This is a genomic window from Protofrankia sp. Cas3 (assembly GCF_963555955.1).
Classification (GTDB): Bacteria; Actinomycetota; Actinomycetes; order Frankiales; family Frankiaceae; genus Protofrankia.
Genome location: NZ_CAUVXP010000130.1, coordinates 1 through 16,418, shown reverse-complemented (window position 1 = coordinate 16,418; position 16,418 = coordinate 1). Strand labels below are relative to the sequence as shown.

General features: G+C 66.3%; 14 protein-coding genes, 4 tRNA genes and 2 pseudogenes. 7 read left to right on the top strand and 13 right to left on the bottom strand.

Annotated elements, in window-relative coordinates; translation table 11 throughout:
* The 4 genes and pseudogenes from U9983_RS20560 to U9983_RS20545 form a co-directional block, all read right to left on the bottom strand.
* A pseudogene (locus U9983_RS20560) lies at positions 1-138 on the bottom strand (50S ribosomal protein L11); the annotation flags it as partial.
* A gap of 155 nt (positions 139-293) precedes the next feature.
* Positions 294-1,091, bottom strand: a complete 798-nt coding sequence (gene nusG, locus U9983_RS20555) for a transcription termination/antitermination protein NusG (protein WP_322747908.1) — start codon at positions 1,089-1,091, stop codon at positions 294-296.
* Between the two features lie 82 nt (positions 1,092-1,173).
* Positions 1,174-1,422 carry a preprotein translocase subunit SecE gene (gene secE / locus U9983_RS20550; RefSeq protein WP_322747907.1) on the bottom strand — a complete coding sequence of 83 codons (249 nt, stop codon included), beginning with the start codon at positions 1,420-1,422 and terminating at the stop codon, positions 1,174-1,176.
* Between the two features lie 30 nt (positions 1,423-1,452).
* Positions 1,453-1,525, bottom strand: a tRNA-Trp gene (locus tag U9983_RS20545).
* Between the two features lie 470 nt (positions 1,526-1,995).
* Between U9983_RS20545 and U9983_RS20540 the strand changes: the two genes are divergently transcribed.
* Entirely contained in the window at positions 1,996-3,204 is a 1,209-nt protein-coding gene (locus U9983_RS20540) for a pyridoxal phosphate-dependent aminotransferase (protein ID WP_322747906.1), read from the top strand.
* 186 nt (positions 3,205-3,390) lie between these two features.
* Here the strand turns inward: U9983_RS20540 and U9983_RS20535 are convergent, their stop codons facing one another.
* The 5 genes from U9983_RS20535 to U9983_RS20515 form a co-directional block, all read right to left on the bottom strand.
* Positions 3,391-3,819: a MaoC/PaaZ C-terminal domain-containing protein gene (locus tag U9983_RS20535; protein WP_322747905.1), complete on the bottom strand. Its 429-nt coding sequence runs from the start codon at positions 3,817-3,819 to the stop codon at positions 3,391-3,393.
* A gap of 9 nt (positions 3,820-3,828) precedes the next feature.
* On the bottom strand, positions 3,829-4,290 hold the full coding sequence (locus tag U9983_RS20530) for an FAS1-like dehydratase domain-containing protein (RefSeq protein WP_322755591.1): 462 nt from the start codon (positions 4,288-4,290) through the stop codon (positions 3,829-3,831).
* 129 nt (positions 4,291-4,419) lie between these two features.
* Positions 4,420-4,584, bottom strand: coding sequence for a 50S ribosomal protein L33 (rpmG, locus tag U9983_RS20525; protein ID WP_322747903.1), 165 nt, complete (start codon positions 4,582-4,584; stop codon positions 4,420-4,422).
* Positions 4,585-4,684: 100 nt separating this feature from the next.
* A tRNA-Met gene (locus tag U9983_RS20520) sits at positions 4,685-4,758 on the bottom strand.
* Positions 4,759-4,844: 86 nt separating this feature from the next.
* A tRNA-Thr gene (locus U9983_RS20515) sits at positions 4,845-4,917 on the bottom strand.
* Positions 4,918-5,281: 364 nt separating this feature from the next.
* Between U9983_RS20515 and U9983_RS20510 the strand changes: the two genes are divergently transcribed.
* Positions 5,282-6,736, top strand: a complete 1,455-nt coding sequence (locus U9983_RS20510) for a GH25 family lysozyme (RefSeq protein WP_322755590.1) — start codon at positions 5,282-5,284, stop codon at positions 6,734-6,736.
* A gap of 236 nt (positions 6,737-6,972) precedes the next feature.
* Positions 6,973-7,494 (top strand): hypothetical protein, encoded by a 522-nt coding sequence (locus U9983_RS20505; RefSeq protein ID WP_322755589.1) that lies wholly within the window; start codon positions 6,973-6,975, stop codon positions 7,492-7,494.
* A gap of 146 nt (positions 7,495-7,640) precedes the next feature.
* Here U9983_RS20505 and pyrE read toward each other — a convergent pair whose 3' ends face one another.
* Both pyrE and U9983_RS20495 read right to left on the bottom strand, forming a co-directional pair.
* Complete coding sequence (gene pyrE / locus U9983_RS20500; protein ID WP_322747900.1) at positions 7,641-8,168, bottom strand: orotate phosphoribosyltransferase; 528 nt, start codon at positions 8,166-8,168, stop codon at positions 7,641-7,643.
* Positions 8,169-8,431: 263 nt separating this feature from the next.
* Positions 8,432-8,516, bottom strand: a tRNA-Tyr gene (locus U9983_RS20495).
* A gap of 214 nt (positions 8,517-8,730) precedes the next feature.
* On the opposite strand from U9983_RS20495, the gene U9983_RS20490 reads away from it, so the two are divergent.
* Complete coding sequence (locus U9983_RS20490) at positions 8,731-9,219, top strand: YajQ family cyclic di-GMP-binding protein (RefSeq protein ID WP_322755588.1); 489 nt, start codon at positions 8,731-8,733, stop codon at positions 9,217-9,219.
* A gap of 392 nt (positions 9,220-9,611) precedes the next feature.
* Here the strand turns inward: U9983_RS20490 and htpX are convergent, their stop codons facing one another.
* Positions 9,612-10,481 carry a zinc metalloprotease HtpX gene (gene htpX / locus U9983_RS20485; protein WP_322747916.1) on the bottom strand — a complete coding sequence of 290 codons (870 nt, stop codon included), beginning with the start codon at positions 10,479-10,481 and terminating at the stop codon, positions 9,612-9,614.
* Between the two features lie 202 nt (positions 10,482-10,683).
* Positions 10,684-11,601 carry a Rossmann-like and DUF2520 domain-containing protein gene (locus U9983_RS20480; RefSeq protein WP_322755587.1) on the bottom strand — a complete coding sequence of 306 codons (918 nt, stop codon included), beginning with the start codon at positions 11,599-11,601 and terminating at the stop codon, positions 10,684-10,686.
* Positions 11,602-11,811: 210 nt separating this feature from the next.
* On the opposite strand from U9983_RS20480, the gene U9983_RS20475 reads away from it, so the two are divergent.
* From U9983_RS20475 to U9983_RS20465, 3 genes and pseudogenes are all read left to right on the top strand, one after another.
* On the top strand, positions 11,812-13,698 hold the full coding sequence (locus U9983_RS20475) for a 2-oxoacid:acceptor oxidoreductase subunit alpha (protein WP_322747897.1): 1,887 nt from the start codon (positions 11,812-11,814) through the stop codon (positions 13,696-13,698).
* On the top strand, positions 13,695-14,756 hold the full coding sequence (locus tag U9983_RS20470) for a 2-oxoacid:ferredoxin oxidoreductase subunit beta (protein WP_322755586.1): 1,062 nt from the start codon (positions 13,695-13,697) through the stop codon (positions 14,754-14,756). The genes U9983_RS20475 and U9983_RS20470 overlap by 4 nt, the downstream gene beginning before the upstream one ends.
* Positions 14,757-15,324: 568 nt before the next feature.
* A pseudogene (locus U9983_RS20465) lies at positions 15,325-16,418 on the top strand (hypothetical protein); the annotation flags it as partial.

The following is a 16,418-nucleotide window of genomic DNA, read 5'->3' as shown; positions in this document are numbered from 1 at the left end:
GGCGTTGTACTGCTTGCAGAACTCCATGATGTTGACGCCGTGCTGGCCGAGCGCCGGGCCCACCGGAGGTGCGGGTGTCGCCACACCGGCGTTGATCTGGAGTTTGATGATGGCCGAGATCTTCTTCTTGGGAGGCATGGTGTCGTTTCTCTCTGGGTTTCCTGGGGTCTCCGTCGGCGCAAAAAGTGCGGTGACCGCGCCGCCGTCAGCCGGCTAACGCATCGCCGGGCTGGTTGGAACCTCCGGCGGCGCGAGCACGCACATGATTGCTCCACCATCGGCCATCGGGCAGATCAGATCTTCGCAACCTGGTTGAACTGGAGCTCGACCGGGGTTTCGCGGCCGAAGATGGACACCAGCACCTTGAGCCGCTGTGCATCGAGGTTGATCTCACTGATGGTCGCGGGCAGGGTCGCGAACGGGCCGTCCATGACGGTCACCGACTCCCCGACCTCGAACTCCTGCACCCGGACCGTCTCGGCCTTCTTCTCGGGCGGTGCCGGAGGCGCGAGAATCGAAACAACCTCCTCCGTCCGCAACGGCGACGGCTTGTTGGTCAGGCCGACGAAGCCGGTCACCCCGGGAGTGTTCCGAACGGCCGACCACGACTGGTCGGTGAGGTCCATACGGACATAGATGTAGCCCGGATACTTCTTCTGCTGAACCAGCTGCCGTTTGCCGTTCTTGATGACCGGGACCTCCTCGGTCGGCACCTCGATCTGGAAGATGTACTCCTCCATGTTGAGGCTGGAGATCCGGGTCTCGAGGTTCGTCTTCACCTTGTTCTCATAGCCGGCATATGAATGAATGACGTACCAGTCTCCGGGCGCGTCCGCCAGCGCCCGCCGGACGTCGTCATCATCGTCCTCGTCGTCCTCGTCGAAGGCGGGCTGGTCGACATCCGGGGCGGCCGTGGCGAGATAGCCGGGGTCGGTGTCGGTGCCAGTGGAGCCGTCGCCGCCCTCGCCGTCCTGCGGCAGGGCGCCGGCTTCCGTGCTTGCCACCTCGTCGTGCGCCAGTGCCGCCAGCGGGTTGAGACCGTCGAGAGCCTCCCCCTGTTCGGAGGAGACGTGCTCGGGAACCTGGGACACGCGGACGTTCCTTCTCTCTTGACCGTGCTCTGTGAGCTGTGCGGGCGTTGCGGTGACATGGGTCCGCGGACCGCGGTTCATATCAACCGAAGATCGCCAACACCGCCTTGGTAAGACCGAAGTCCAGCGAGGCGACGAATGCCACCATGATCGAACAGAACATGAGCACCACCACCACATAGGTGATCAGTTCACTTCGACCCGGGTAGATGACCTTCCGAAGCTCGGCGACGATCTCTCGGTAGAAGCGCAGCGGCGAAGTACGGCGCCGGGCTGCGGGCCGGGTCGCTTGGCCGGCCCGCGGTGCCGCGTCACGTGTGTCGGTCGCCACTCACTCCACCTACCTGGTCGTCGGATACCGCAGGGGCGACAGGACTCGAACCTGCAACCGCCGGTTTTGGAGACCGGTGCTCTACCAATTGAGCCACGCCCCTTTACACCACGACCGTCGCCGCGGCAGCATCGCCGATCGAAACGAACCCAGGCCCGACCGTGACCCTGGAGATCACGTGACCCTGGAGATCATCCGCGATGCTACATACGGGGACGACAGCCCAAGCGCATCCACCATACTCCCTACGCGACCCCTCACGCGGCCCACAGTCGCGAGCCTGCGATCGGGTTCACCATCTCCGCCCCCCTCAGGCTAGCCGGAAAGAGGCCGGCTGGACAGCGTCGGTCCGGCCAGCCGCTGTCCGGACATCGGCTGGCCGGACCGACGCCCAGCTGACCGCCGACCACCTCACCCGCCCGGGGTCGCGCGACTATAGCGCGACATCGCGCGACCGGCAGGGCCAACGGTCACCGCCCACATAGCCACCTGGTCCAGATACACCGGGCACCCCGGCATGATCCGGACGGAGCGTCCCAATGATCGAGCGGGCAACCCGGTATGCGTGGCAGCATGACGGTCATGACCCGGATCTCTCACCGCGTCGGAGGCATCGCCCCTTCGGCGACACTTGCCGTGGATTCGACCGCGAAGGCGCTGCGCGCGGCCGGCCGGGACGTGATCGGCTTTGGTGCCGGCGAACCGGATTTCCCCACTCCCGACCATGTCGTCGCCGCTGCCGAGAAGGCATGCGGCGATCCGAAGATGCACCGCTACACACCGGCTGCCGGCCTACCAGAGCTCAGGGAGGCGGTGGCGGACAAAACCCGCCGCGACTCCGGCCTCGACGTCCCCGCCAGCCAGGTACTCATCACCAACGGCGGCAAGCAGGCCGTCTACATGGCGTTCGCGACCCTCCTCGACCCCGGCGACGAGGTGCTGCTGCCCGCTCCGTACTGGACGACCTACCCGGAGTCCATCCGGCTTGCCGGCGGCACGGCGGTGGACGTCGTGACCACTCCCGACCAGGGCTACCGGGTCACGGTGGAGCAGCTGGAGGCGGCTCGCACCCCCCGCACGAAGGTGCTGGTGTTCTGCTCGCCGTCCAACCCGACCGGCGCCGTACACACACCCGAGGAAGTCCGGGCGATCGGGCGTTGGGCCGCCGATGCCGGGCTGTGGGTGATCGCCGACGAGATCTACGAGCACCTGGTGTACGGCGACGCCCGCTTCGCCTCCCTGCCGGTAGAGGTCCCCGAGATCGCCGACCGCTGCATCGTCGTCAACGGCGTCGCCAAGACCTATGCGATGACGGGGTGGCGGGTCGGCTGGCTGATCGGACCGGCGGATGCAGTCAAGGCAGCCATCAACCTGCAGTCCCATGCCGCGTCCAACGTCTCCAATGTGGCACAGGCGGCGGCGCTGGCAGCCGTGGCCGGCCCGCTGGACGCGGTGGCCCAGATGCGCCTCGCCTTCGACCGACGTCGCCAGACCATGCACCGCATGCTCTCCGACACCCCCGGCGTGGTGTGTCCGATGCCGGAAGGTGCCTTCTACTGCTACCCGTCGTTGCTCGGTGTTATTGGTCGCACGCTGCGGGGACGCACCCCGACAACCTCGGCGGCCCTGACCACGCTCATCCTCGAGGAGGCCGGCGTCGCGATCGTGCCAGGTGAGGCGTTCGGGACACCCGGCTACGCCCGGTTGTCCTACGCGCTCGGCGACGACGACCTGACCACCGGTGTGCGGCGCATGTCCGACCTACTGGCCGAGGCGGACTGACCAGAAGTCGCCCAGAGGGCCAAAGGGCGCGCGATGATCGTCAGATCGCGCGCCCGGAGGCCGCAGTCCCCGGAGCACCAACGACTGACGGTGTGTCCGGGAGCCGCGCCGGACTCCCCGACACACCGTCATGGGTCGTACCGTCATGGGTCGTAAGGATCGGCTGCGGATTGCCCCGGGGATCGATCAGGAAAGCTGGACGGTAGCGCGCGACCCCAACAGCACCTTGGTTCCATCGCACCGGACCGTGATTTTCACCACTACCTGGTTGTCGTCCAGCTTCTTGGCAACCACGCCGCTGACCACGACCGCGGCACCGGCATCGTCGTCCGGCACCGGCACGAACGACGAGAAGCGGACGCCGTAGTCGACGATCGCCCCGGGGTCGCCGGCCCAGTCGGTGACAAGCCGCGCCGCGCTGGCCATGGTGTACATCCCATGTGCGATGACTCCGGGCAGACCGGCCTCGGTAGCGGCCCGTTCATTCCAGTGGATCACGTTGAAGTCGCCTGACGCTCCACAGTAACGCACAAGATCTTCACGGCGGATCCGGAACTCGCGTTCCGGAATGAGGGTACCGACCTCGACATCGTCATAGGCAACGGTCGCCGCCATCGTGGCCTCTCAGCCCTTCTCGGCCATGGCGGTTCCGCGGGAGACCAGCGACGCCCGCGCCGCTGCCACCACCTCACCAGCGGTCGTCACGAACTCGTAGTCACTGATCAACAATTCGTTGCGGCCGGCGTTTCGGATGTCGGTGACCGTGCCCGACACCATAATCTCGTCGCCGGCGACGACCGGTCGGCGCAGTGAATACTGCTGCTCACCATGCACTACCAGTGAGTAGTCAAGGCCGAGCGTGGGATCATGAGTGGGAATGACTGGCCGCCACATACTGAGCGCTGTCAGAAAGGTGGGTGGCGCGACAAGATCGACGTAGCCGGCGGACTTGGCGGCATCAAGATCATAACAGAGCGGACTGTCCTCGCCGATCGCCAGGGCGAACTGCCGGATATGCTCGCGTCCGACCAGGAACGATGTGTCAGCGACAAACCTGCGCCCGACAAAATCCCGGTTGAGCGGCATTGCATGCTCCGATCTCACCGTGGTGGCGGGTTGCGCAGCAAAGCGCCCTGGACCCGCGGGACTACTCCGACAGGCCGACAGGCCGACAGGCCGAACAGGGCGCATGCACCGAATGCGACCGCCAAGGGGTCAGCGGGTCTCGCGATGCTCGGTGTGCGCCCGGCAGTTCGGGCAGAACTTGCGCAACTCCAGGCGATCGGGGTCGTTGCGGCGGTTCTTGCGTGTGATGTAGTTGCGGTGCTTGCACACCTGACACGCCATGGTGATCTTCGGACGGACATCGGTGGCGGCCACGGTGCTGTGCCTCTTCCTGCAGGTCGGACAAGAACGAACCAAAGCTTTTGGACATGCGGGACGACCGCGCGTCGTCCTCGGCGGGTCGTGACCCGGCCGGTAGCGGTGGCCGGATTTGAACCGGCGACACAGCGATTATGAGCCGCTTGCTCTGCCTGGCTGAGCTACACCGCCTTGGTGGATCAGCTCCGTCAGCGATCAATCCCACCGACGGAGCAGCGGCCGGATGCCGGCTGCCCGACTACCGACCGCTACCACAGAGCCCCTTTACGGAATCGAACCGTAGACCTTCTCCTTACCATGGAGACGCTCTGCCGACTGAGCTAAAGGGGCGTGTGCGCGCGCTTAAGGCTACACGACAGGACGACGCTTGGGACGGCACCCCGCCGACGAGCTCGGATCCCCGGTCGCGGCGAATCTCCGCCCGAGGGACAGGCGACCGGCACCGGCGATCCGCAACAAGTGGATCTTTGGCGAGAGCGGTCAAGATCCCAAGCCAGCGTGCTACCTAATGCTACGACGTTTCGCCCAATCGGGCCGATTGAAAACCGTGAGTAGCGACAAAGTCCATCCGGCGCCTGTGAATATATCTGTAAGTAATGAGTCAAGCGCTTAGCGTAGTCAGCGGTCGAGCGAGGCTGTCATCCGGGATCACCCATCGGCCAGTCCACCCCACCTGCCAGGGAGCCCCATGCAGATGACACCTCCCACCACCCGCCACCACGATGATCCGGGCCGATCGCCGACGCCCCGGCAACGGCGTCCCACGCGGACGGTCGCACAGACGATCACTGCCACTGCCGTGGTGACGCTCATCACGGCTGCGAGCGCCGGCGTCTCAGGCGACCTGACCGGCGCCTACGTCACCGCGGCACACGTCACCGCGGCACACGTCACCGCAGTAGACCTCCGCCGGGACTACGTCTCGCCCGACGACGTGCCCCTGGGCGAAGGCACGACCGTCGCGCCACCCGGCGAGGGGACGCCAACCCGAACCCGCTCGGCGCTGGCCATCCCGGCCGGCTGGCCGCGGGGCGTGGACATCTCGTCATGGCAGCACCCCGGCAGCACCGAGATCGGCTGGAACGCGGTCCGCTCGGCGGGCATCGATTTCGTCGTCATCAAGGCGACGGAGGGTAACAGTTACACCAACCCCTACTTCGCCACTGATCGTGACCACGCGCGACAGGCTGGCCTCGCCGTCGGCGTATACCACTACGCGCGGCCCATGCTGCCGATCACGACGGCGATCGACCAAGCGGACCGCTTCCTTGCCATCACCGGACCGACCCGCTCCGCGGGGCAGCTGGCGCCCGTCCTCGATCTCGAGGCGCGGGGCGGGTTATCTGCCGACCAGCTCGCCGCATGGGCTCAGGCCTTCCTGGAGGAGATCGAGACCAAAACCGGGCGGGCTCCAATCCTGTACACCTATCGATCGTTCTGGACCGATGTCATGAAGAACACGACATTGTTTTCCCGCTACCCGTTGTGGTTCGCCATCTACAACGCCGCCTCGTCCCCCGGACCCCTGCCCGGTGGCTGGCAAAAATGGTCGATATGGCAGTACACGTCGTCCGCGAGCGTCCCCGGTATCGCCGGAAACATCGACATGAACGTCTTCTGCTGCAGCGCCGGATCATTGGCGCTCAGTGCTGACGGACGGGCCAGCGAGATCGACAAGCGCTACAACGCGGAGGCTCGAGTACGTTCGCTGCTCGCGGTGCCCATCCGGAACGAAGGACCCGCCGGCGGCGGCGGGCGGTGGAGGCAGTTCCAGAAGGGACTGCTCTTCTGGTCTGTTGCCACCGACGTCCACGAGGTACACGGTGGAATCAGCGTCCGGTACCTCGCCTTGGGCGGCAGCAACAGCCTCCTGGGCCGGCCAACCAGCGATGAGGTTGACGCGGAGGCTGCTGGCAGCCGCCAGTCGGTCTTCCAGGGCGGTCGGATCTACTGGAGCCGCTCCACCGGCGCGCACGAGGTGCACGGGTCGATCCTGCGCAGCTACCTGGCGTTCGGTGCTGCCGGCTCCGACCTGGGCCTGCCGATCAGTGATGAGTACTCGGTGGACAGCGGACGCGAGAGCGCCTTCCAGTACGGCTGGCTGCGCTGGGACGAGGCCACCAACTCGGTCAGCACGATCCGCCCCTGAACAGGGGATCTGGCACACAGGGCGACCGTCTGGGGCGGGGCACATCACCCGCCGAGGGCGGGATCCGCACCCGCCAGGCGGAACCACAGGCGGAACCACACCGCCGTTGCAGACCTGCCGGAGCCGTCGTACACCTGGTCCCGGACGGGGATGTCGGGCAACGGGGCATGTCCTGGGCAGCACGAGGGCATGCCAAGGAGGGCTCACCGTCCCGTCAGGCTCCGGGGAGGATTCGTATGGAACGGGCACGCTCTGCGCACACTGATCGTGGATGGCTGGTATTTGCCGCAGTCATCATCTTCATCGCCGGCTTCCACAACATCATCTATGGAATCGCCGCACTCAGGAAGTACGCCGTCCTCATCACGGCCAACGACACCGTCATCTACCAGGATCTGGACTTCTGGGGCTGGCTGCTGCTGTGCATGGGCATCGTCCAGATCGGCACCGCTGCCGCGGTCATCACAGGCAAACAGTGGGCACGCTGGCTGGGCATCGCCATGTGCGGAATCAACGCGATCGCCCAGCTCGCCTTCCTCGCGATCTTCCCAGGCTGGTCGCTCGTCCTCATCGGGCTCGACGTGCTCGCGATCTACGGACTGACCAGGTACGACGCACCGCCGCGCGACTCCTACGACCCATACCCCGATAGCGACCGGGCTCAGACGCGGGCGGATCGGCCGGAATACACCGGATCATCTCGGCCCGGCCCGACTGGAACCTCCCGGTCCGGCCCGGACGTATCACCTCGGATCTGATCCATCGGGTCGGTCGACGGACGCGTGATCACAGCTGATCCATCAGGTCGCTGCACGATTTGCCATGACCACCGGGATCACGCGTCCAAAGATGTCACGCGGCGGTTCCGGCCGCTGGTAGCGGGCGCCGGTAGCGGGCGGGAACCTCAGGCGACGGCGTCCAGATCAGCGCGGGTGAGCACCGGCCGAAGGTCGAGTCCGATTCCAGCGAGGTTGTCCCGTCCGCCCTCCTGACGGTCGATCACGCACAGGGCATGTTCCACGATCGCGCCCTGCTCCCGCAGGACCCGGGCCGCGTCCAGGATGGCACCGCCGCTGGTCACGACGTCCTCGACGAGCACGACCCGCAGGCCCTCGACTGTCCCGCCCTCGGCGGTCCGACAGGTGCCGTACTCTTTGGCCTTCTTGCGGACGAACCGAGCCGGCATTCCCGTCCGCTGGGACAGCAGGGTGACCAGAGGGATACCACCGAGTTCAAGACCGGCCAGCACGTCTGCGTCCGCGGGCAGCAACGGACGCATCGCGTCGACGATCCCGGCGAGCAGCGCCGGGTCAGCCTCGAACAGATACTTGTCGAAGTACTCGCCGCTCGTCCGCCCGGAACGCAGCAGAAACAGACCGGTCAGATGCGACACGGCCCGGACGCGGGCGGCAAGCGTGCCGGTGTCAGTCATGTCTGCGGACTCTATAGATCGGGTAGGTGGTTTCGGTCACAACAGCGACCGAAACCACCTACCGCCTCCGCTACCGAGGCCGGAGCGTAGGTAGAAACGGTCACCGCAGCGACCATTACCACCTACAGCGTCCGCTGGCGAGGCGGGCACGACCGTAGCCCACGTGGTGGGCTACCTGGGCCGGCGAGCGTCGGACGGACGCAGACAGGCCCCGAGCATCGCTCAGGGCCTGTGCGGCAGTGTGATCCGGGATATCCGGAAGATGGTGGCAGGTGTTGGGTTCGAACCAACGTAGGCTGAGCCGGCGGTTTTACAGACCGCTCCCTTTGGCCACTCGGGCAACCTGCCGTTGGTGGACAGCATACGGGATGGACCGTCGTGGCCGACAACCGGTCCTACCGACGTGGGCGGCGAGGCACGAACGGGGGTGTGCCGGGTTACGCGGGCACGGGCAGACTCGGGATCAGGGATCGGGCCCTGCCCCCACCCGAGGCGCTGGGCGAGGATGCGAAGATCCTATGCCTACGCGCAGGTAACGGCGACGAGAAGGAGGCACTTCACCGTGGCGGACCCGTCGTTCGACATCGTGAGCAAGGTCGACCGCCAGGAGATCGACAACGCCGTCAACCAGACCGCCAAGGAGGTGGGGACCCGCTTCGACTTCCGCGACGCCGGCGCGTCAGCAGCGTGGTCCGGAGAGTCCATCCTGCTCACCGCGAGCACCGAAGAACGGGTGAAGGCCGTACTGGATGTCCTTCAGGAGAAGTGGGTCAAGCGTGGCATCTCGCTCAAAGCGCTACAGCACGAGGAGCCCACTCAGTCCGGCAAGGAGTACAGGCTGGTGGTGACCGTGCAACAGGGCATCGCCGACGACAAGGCCAAAGCGATCTCGAAAAAGATCCGGACCGACGGCCCGAAAGGTGTGCAGGCCCAGATTCAAGGAGATCAGCTCCGGGTCACCGGCAAGAAACGGGACGACCTCCAGCACATCATCCAGATTCTCAAAGAAGCTGATTTCGGACTACCGCTCCAGTTCGTCAACTACCGCTAGCCGGCCAAAGGGCGTGCGATCATCGCCCTTCTCGCACGCCCGGCGGCCACACACAGCCAACACAGCCAAAGGGCGTGCGATCATCGCCCTTCTCGCACGCCCGGCGGCCACACACAGGTCAGCACGCCAACGGGCGTATGATCATGAAAAGGAAGGTGCGCCCCGCCCGATGGGGGGTTTCGGGCGGGGCGCTGCACGGCGAGGCCTGGGGGGTTTGCCTCGCCGCGGGTCAGGGATTACGGGTTGCCCGGCGTCTTCGGCGATACGAAAGCCACGATCGCTTCGCCAGATGACGCCCGCTCCTTCGACCGGCCGCCAGGCGCCGGCCAGATTGATGATCTTACACGCTCAGGTCTGCTAGCCTTTTCAGAGTACGACTTTCCCCCGGAGATTCAACGGTAGGGGTCCAACCGAGCCATCTCCTCCAGCCGCTCGATCCGACGGTCCATGGGTGGGTGGGTACTGAACAGCTGGACAACCCCACCGCCCCGAAACGGGTTCGCGATCATGAGCGACGATACAGGTCCAAGCTGGGAAGTCTGCGGGAGCGGTCGGGCAGCGGTGCCAGCCTCGAGCTTGCGCAGGGCCGTCGCGAGGCCGAGCGGATCACCGGTCAACGTCGCGCCGGAGGAATCCGCCTGATACTCCCTGGACCTGCTGATGGCGAGCTGAATGATCGTCGCGGCGATCGGTCCCAGCAGGACGAGGATCATGATCTCCAGGATGCCCGGACCGTCGTCGTCCTCACCCCGACCAATGCCGAAAATCGCCGCGAACTGCGCAAGGTAGACGATGACGCTCGCGAGTGCACCGGCGACGGACGCAATAAGGATATCCCGATTGTAGACGTGGCTGAGCTCGTGGCCCAGGACGCCGCGCAGCTCACGATCATCCATGATTTCCAGAATTCCCGACGTACAGCAGACGGCTGCGTTGCGGGGGTTGCGACCGGTGGCGAACGCGTTCGGTGCCCCGGTCGGGCTGACGTAGAGCCGCGGCATCGGCATCCTCGCCCGGGTCGCGAGTTCCTGAACGATTGCGTACATGCGTGGCTGTTCAACCTGGCTCACCGGATACGCCCGCATCGCGCGCAGGGCCAGCTTGTCCGAGAAGAAGTACGAGAACCCGTTCATACCCAGGGCGACAATGAACGCGATTGCCAAACCACGGCTCCCGAACAGGGAACCGACAAAGAGAATCACCGCGGACAGCACGCCCAACAGGGCGACGGTTTTTAGACCATTGTGGTAGCGGTGTGACATGGCGGTCAGGTGTCCTGTCATCTCGAAGGTTGCACCTGTAGTCAACGTCCGGATCAACCAGAACCGTTCCCCGCCACATGCGATCGCGGGATGCACTACCCGGGTCACGCGACGTGAAGAGCCCCGTTCATCCGGAAGCCACGCACAACCGTCACCCTGCGTAGCGATCGCTACACCAACGCACCCGCCATGCCGGTCGCTCTTACAAGACGGTGTGCATGGTCGAGGCAGACAGGACTTCCCGGACGGCCTCGCTGCGCTCACGCTCAGCAAGACCCGCTTGTTCGAGCTGGTTCAGAGTGAGCGATGCCAGCGCTGCATAGACCGACATCGCCGCCGGGTCGACTGCGCCGAGCGCGTCCAGATGTGCGCGTACCGTACCTGCATCCCCGCGCCGAACCGGGCCGGTCAGCGCGGCCGGGCCCCGTTCAATGGCATTGTCCAGCGATTGTCGCAACAGCGGGGCGAGGGCATCGGCACCCTCGTGGACGCCAAGTTCGTCCAAAAGGGCCAGCGTCGCCGTGACCAGCGTCGCCAGATAGTTGGAGCCGAGGACGACGGCGGCATGGTAGGCCGTCCGTACCCGTTCGGGCACGAAAACGACCCGACCGCCGATCTCTGTGACCAGGGTGCATACGACCTGCTCGGCGGCAGGGTCGGCGGTCACTCCGAACGAAGCCCCGGACAGCAGGCCCGCATCCGCGGCGGTGCCACTCAATGTCATGATCGGGTGTACCGCTGCTCGTGACGCTCCGCAGTCACGAGCCGGTTCCAAAATACCCACCCCGTGCCGTCCACTGGCGTGCGCGACGATCTGACCGGCCCGCAGAACCCCGGCATTCACGATGTCCGCCAGGACGCCCGAAATCACATCGTCGGAAACTGTGAGGAAAGTCACATCAGACGCATCGGCCACCTCGGCCGGCGTCCCCGACGAAGCCGCCGGGAAGGTGGCCCGAGCCCGCGCCCGGCCCGCAACGGACCGCGCATGCACCGCCACCACCGGATGGCCGGCACCAGCCAAGGCCGTTCCCAGAGCCGTCCCCGCCCGTCCGACACCGACGATCCCGATCCGAAGTGCCGGCGTCACGATCACAGTCTGCGCCGTGCGCCCTCCCACGAAACCTCTGTCGCCGGCCATCGGGCCATGGTCCCACCATGCCTTCCCCACCCCCAACCTGACCGCCGCCATGATCGGACCTGTCCGTATCGCGTGATCGGACCAGCCCGTGTTGTAGTCGTCACACTCAGATGACTCCGTCGGGACGTTACGCCCCGCCTCAATAGTCCGCCCGGTACGCTCAAGGGGTACCCGAGGAGGTCACACAACGTGTCAGGCCAGGTCAGAGACCGTCAAATCCATCGACTCGACCGGGTCGTCATCCGCTTCGCCGGTGACTCAGGTGACGGGATGCAGCTCACTGGGGAACAGTTCACCAGCGAGACCGCCGCGTTCGGTAATGACTTGTCAACCCTTCCGGACTTTCCGGCGGAGATCCGTGCGCCAGCGGGTACTCCGGCCGGCGTATCCGGATTTCAGCTACACTTCTCAGACCACGACATTCTCACGCCCGGCGATGCCCCGAACATGCTGGTGGCCATGAACCCGGCGGCGTTGAAGTCCAATCTGAAAGACCTGCCCAACGGCGCCGACCTCGTCGTCAACACCGACGCGTTCACCGGATCGAACCTGAAGAAGGCCGGATATTCCTCCGACCCGCTCACCGATGGCACGCTGGACGAGTATCGGGTACACCGGGTACCCCTGTCGTCGATGACCATCGACGCGGTGAACGCCCTGGAAAGCAGCGCGGGGACGGTCAACAAGAAGGAAGCCGAACGGGCGAAGAACATGTTCGCCCTCGGCCTCATGAGCTGGCTCTACCAACGGCCCACCAACGGCGTCGTCGCTTTTCTTGAGAAGAAGTTCGCGAAGCGCCCGGAAATCGCCGCCGCGAATATCGCGGCGCTGCGCGCCGGCTACAACTACGGCGAGACCACCGAGGCTTTCGCCGTCACCTACGAGGTCGCGCCCGCACGCATGAAGCCGGGCAGGTACAGGCGCGTCTCCGGCAACACGGCGCTGTCCTACGGACTGGTCGCGGCCGCCGAGCTCACCGGGTTGCCGCTGTTCCTGGGCTCCTACCCGATCACCCCCGCATCCGACATCCTGCACGAACTGAGCAAACACAAGCGCTTCGGAATACGGACCTTCCAGGCCGAGGATGAGATCGCCGGCGTCGGGGCCGCGCTCGGCGCCGCCTTTGGTGGTTCACTCGGCGTGACCACGACGTCCGGTCCCGGTCTGGCCCTCAAGACCGAGACCATCGGGCTCGCGGTAGCTCTGGAACTCCCGCTCGTCATCGTGGACATCCAGCGAGGCGGGCCGTCCACCGGGTTGCCGACCAAGACCGAACAGGCCGACCTCGGTATGGCCGTGAACGGCCGCAACGGCGAGGCACCGCTGCCGGTCATCGCTCCCCGCTCGCCTTCGGACTGCTTCGACGCCGCGATCGAGGCGGCACGGCTGGCGACGAAGTACCGGACGCCGGTCATCCTGCTCTCCGACGGATACCTCGCCAACGGTTCGGAACCGTGGCTGCTCCCCAGCCGCGCGGACCTCCCCGACCTCGAAGTGTCGTTGGCGACCGAGCCGAACCACACCGGCGACAAGGGTCCGGAGTTCTGGCCATATCTTCGTGACGGCGAGACGCTCGCCCGGCCCTGGGCCGTTCCGGGAACACCCGGGCTGGAGCACCGCATCGGCGGTCTGGAAAAGGCGGACGGTTCGGGCGGCATCTCCTACGAGCCTGCGAATCACGACCGCATGGTCCGGCTGCGCCAGGCGAAGATCGAGGGAATCGCCCGCGACATCGCCCCGCTCGAGGTCGACGACCCGTCCGGCGACGCCCGGGTGCTCGTCCTGGGCTGGGGTTCGACCTACGGACCCATCGCCGCCGGATGCCGGCGTGTCCGGGCAAAGGGGCTGCACGTCGCCCAGGCACACCTGCGTCACCTTTTCCCGTTTCCCGACAACACCGGGGAGGTGCTGCGTGCCTACGACAAGGTCCTCGTCCCGGAGATGAACCTCGGTCAGCTCAGGGCCATGGTCCGGGCGGAGTTCCTGGTCGACGCCATCGGCTACAACCAGGTGCGCGGGCTTCCGTTCAAGGCCGCCGAACTGGCGGGCGTCTTGGAGGACGTGATCAACCAGTGACCGTCACGACGAACCAGGCCGGCATCACCAACCGACTACTCGATCTCATCCCGGTCAGCGACCGCCCGCAGACCCGTAAGGACTTCACCTCCGATCAGGAGGTCCGCTGGTGCCCCGGCTGCGGCGACTACGCCATCCTGGCTACCGTCCAGGGGTTTCTGCCCGAACTCGGGATAGCCCGCGAGAACATCGCCTTCATCTCGGGTATCGGGTGCTCGTCCCGTTTCCCGTACTACCTGCAGACCTACGGGATGCACTCCATCCACGGCCGGGCACCGGCCATCGCAACGGGGCTGGCCGTCTCCCGGCCAGATCTGTCGGTGTGGGTTGTCACCGGTGACGGTGATGCGCTGTCCATCGGCGGCAACCACCTGCTCCATGCACTACGCCGAAACGTGAACATCAAAATCCTGATGTTCAACAACCGGATCTACGGGTTGACCAAGGGCCAGTACTCCCCCACCTCAGAAGTGGGAAAAATCACAAAGTCGACACCGTTCGGGTCGCTGGACCGCCCCTACAACCCGATCTCGCTCGTACTCGGGGCCGAAGCGTCCTTTGTCGCCCGCTCGATCGACTCCGAGCGGGCGCACCTGACCGCCGTCCTGCGGGCAGCCGCCGCGCATCCCGGATCTGCGTTCGTCGAGATCTTTCAGAACTGCAACATCTTCAACGACGGGGCCTTCGACGCCCTCAAGGAGCGGTCGTCCAAGGATGACGCGACCCTGCGCCTCGTCCACGGCGAGCCGATGATTTTCGGTACAGACCTCGACAAGGGCATCCGCCGAGGCGCGTCGGGCGAGCTGGAGGTGTGCGCCGCGACCGACGACGGGGTGCTGGTCCACGACGCACAGGCCGTCGAGCCGAGCCAGGCGTTCGCGCTGTCACGACTCACCGGAAGCTCGGCCGGAGTCACCCCGGTCGGGGTCTTCCGGGACGTCGACGCTCCCACCTACGACGAACAGCTCAACAGCCAGATCACCGACGCCCGTGCCCGCCAGGGCGAGGGCGACCTGATGGCCCTGCTGAGCAGCGGCGACACCTGGACGGTTTCCTAGCCGAGCAACGAGTTCCCAGGCGGGCAACGAGTTCCTGGCAGGGGCAACGAGGGCGCGACCATGATTCGCTCGCGCGCACGGGGATCCCTGACAGGCCAGGGCCGTTGATATGGGCAACCACCTGACACCATCCGGCCCGTCGGCATCCGACGGGCCGGATGCGTCTGACCACCCGCAGGCCCGGATCCCCCGCCTCGCCACGGTAGGCGACCGTCGACCTGAGCAGCGCGGCCGGTCCCGGGCTCCGCTGCTTCAGGCGCACATTGCTGTGATCGTGAAGCGTGCTTGCGTTGCGTCCAGATGGCACCTTTGGTGCAAAATTGTCCGACTCTCGCTGTGATGCCTACAACCGGCAGGGTAAGGTCATAGAACAGCTGGCATCCCGAATCCGCCTTTCTGGATCAACCAGGATCAATCTGGATCAGTCAGGCGGGCAGTGGGGTTCGGGGGGCTACCATCAGCTACCGATCCGGAGGAGCAGTGCAGGACGAACCGTCCCGTCGCAGGCAATCCCGAACAACGCGGATGTGTCCCCAGATCGCGCCCGATACAGGATTCGAGGTGGGCCGTGGGTAACCACTCCGCTGGCCGGCATTCACTACAGGCGGTCGGCAATCCACGCCGACCGGATCCCGACCATGGTCACCCGACCACCAGCCCGGCAATCACCAGGTCCGCGGGCGGGACGCAGCGGACACCCAGGCCTGCGGGGGCGATGTTCCTCCCCCGCCAGCAACAGTTCGATTCCGGTGAACTGGACACGGTAACCGGCCCTCTCTCGGTGAGCACCACAGCCCGGGCCGCTCAGAGCACACTGCCTGGTTTCACCACCGTGGCCCCGCACCGGTCCTGGCCGACGGGCAGCACCGAAGAGTGGGGTGCCGTGTCTGCGTCAGACCTACCGGCTTCAGGCAGCCACGGCAGCGCCCAATCGCGTGGCACCCGCTCACGCGGCGCGCACCGGCGGGTCGCCACCAAGCAGGGGCGCTCTCGCCTGGTCGTCGCCGGCACAGCATCGTTGGCCGGCATCTCCGCGATACTGACCGGCCTGGCCCTGCCGGGTGGCACTGACACCCCGGCAGGTGATACCGCCACCACGGGATCCGCACCCAGCATGGGGATCGGTGCAGGGGTCTCGTTCACCGAACCCGTCACCACCCAGGGGTCCAGCGACACCGGTCAGCCGCCGGCACGGCTCGTGCCCCCGGGCACCCGGAGCAGATCGGCCCTTCCCGGACGGACCGCCACGGGCAGCGATCCGGCCGCGGCGCCCAACGATGCCGGCGGACCGCAAGTGGGCATCCCGGCAAGCGGTCCAGTCACCGGCACCGGCACCGGCATTCCAGCCGGCGCGCCCGCGCTCCCGGCAGAGCCCGGCGCCACCGCACCATCCACGGACGGGGCATCCAACGGGCCGGCCGGTACCGAGCAGGTAACAGCAACCGGGAACGATCCGGCCACGCCCGCGCCAAGCCCGGCGACCTCTGCTGCGCTCTCCGCAAACCCGCCGACGAGCACGTCGCCCCCGACCGCCGTGCCGCCAACCGTCGCGCCCCTGCCCGGCACCCCGCCAACCGGCGCGGTCGCGCAGACCGGCGGCGGCGCTGCCGGCACGGCACCAGCACCGGGTACCGGCGTGCCAGCGGGCGGACAGCCGTCCTC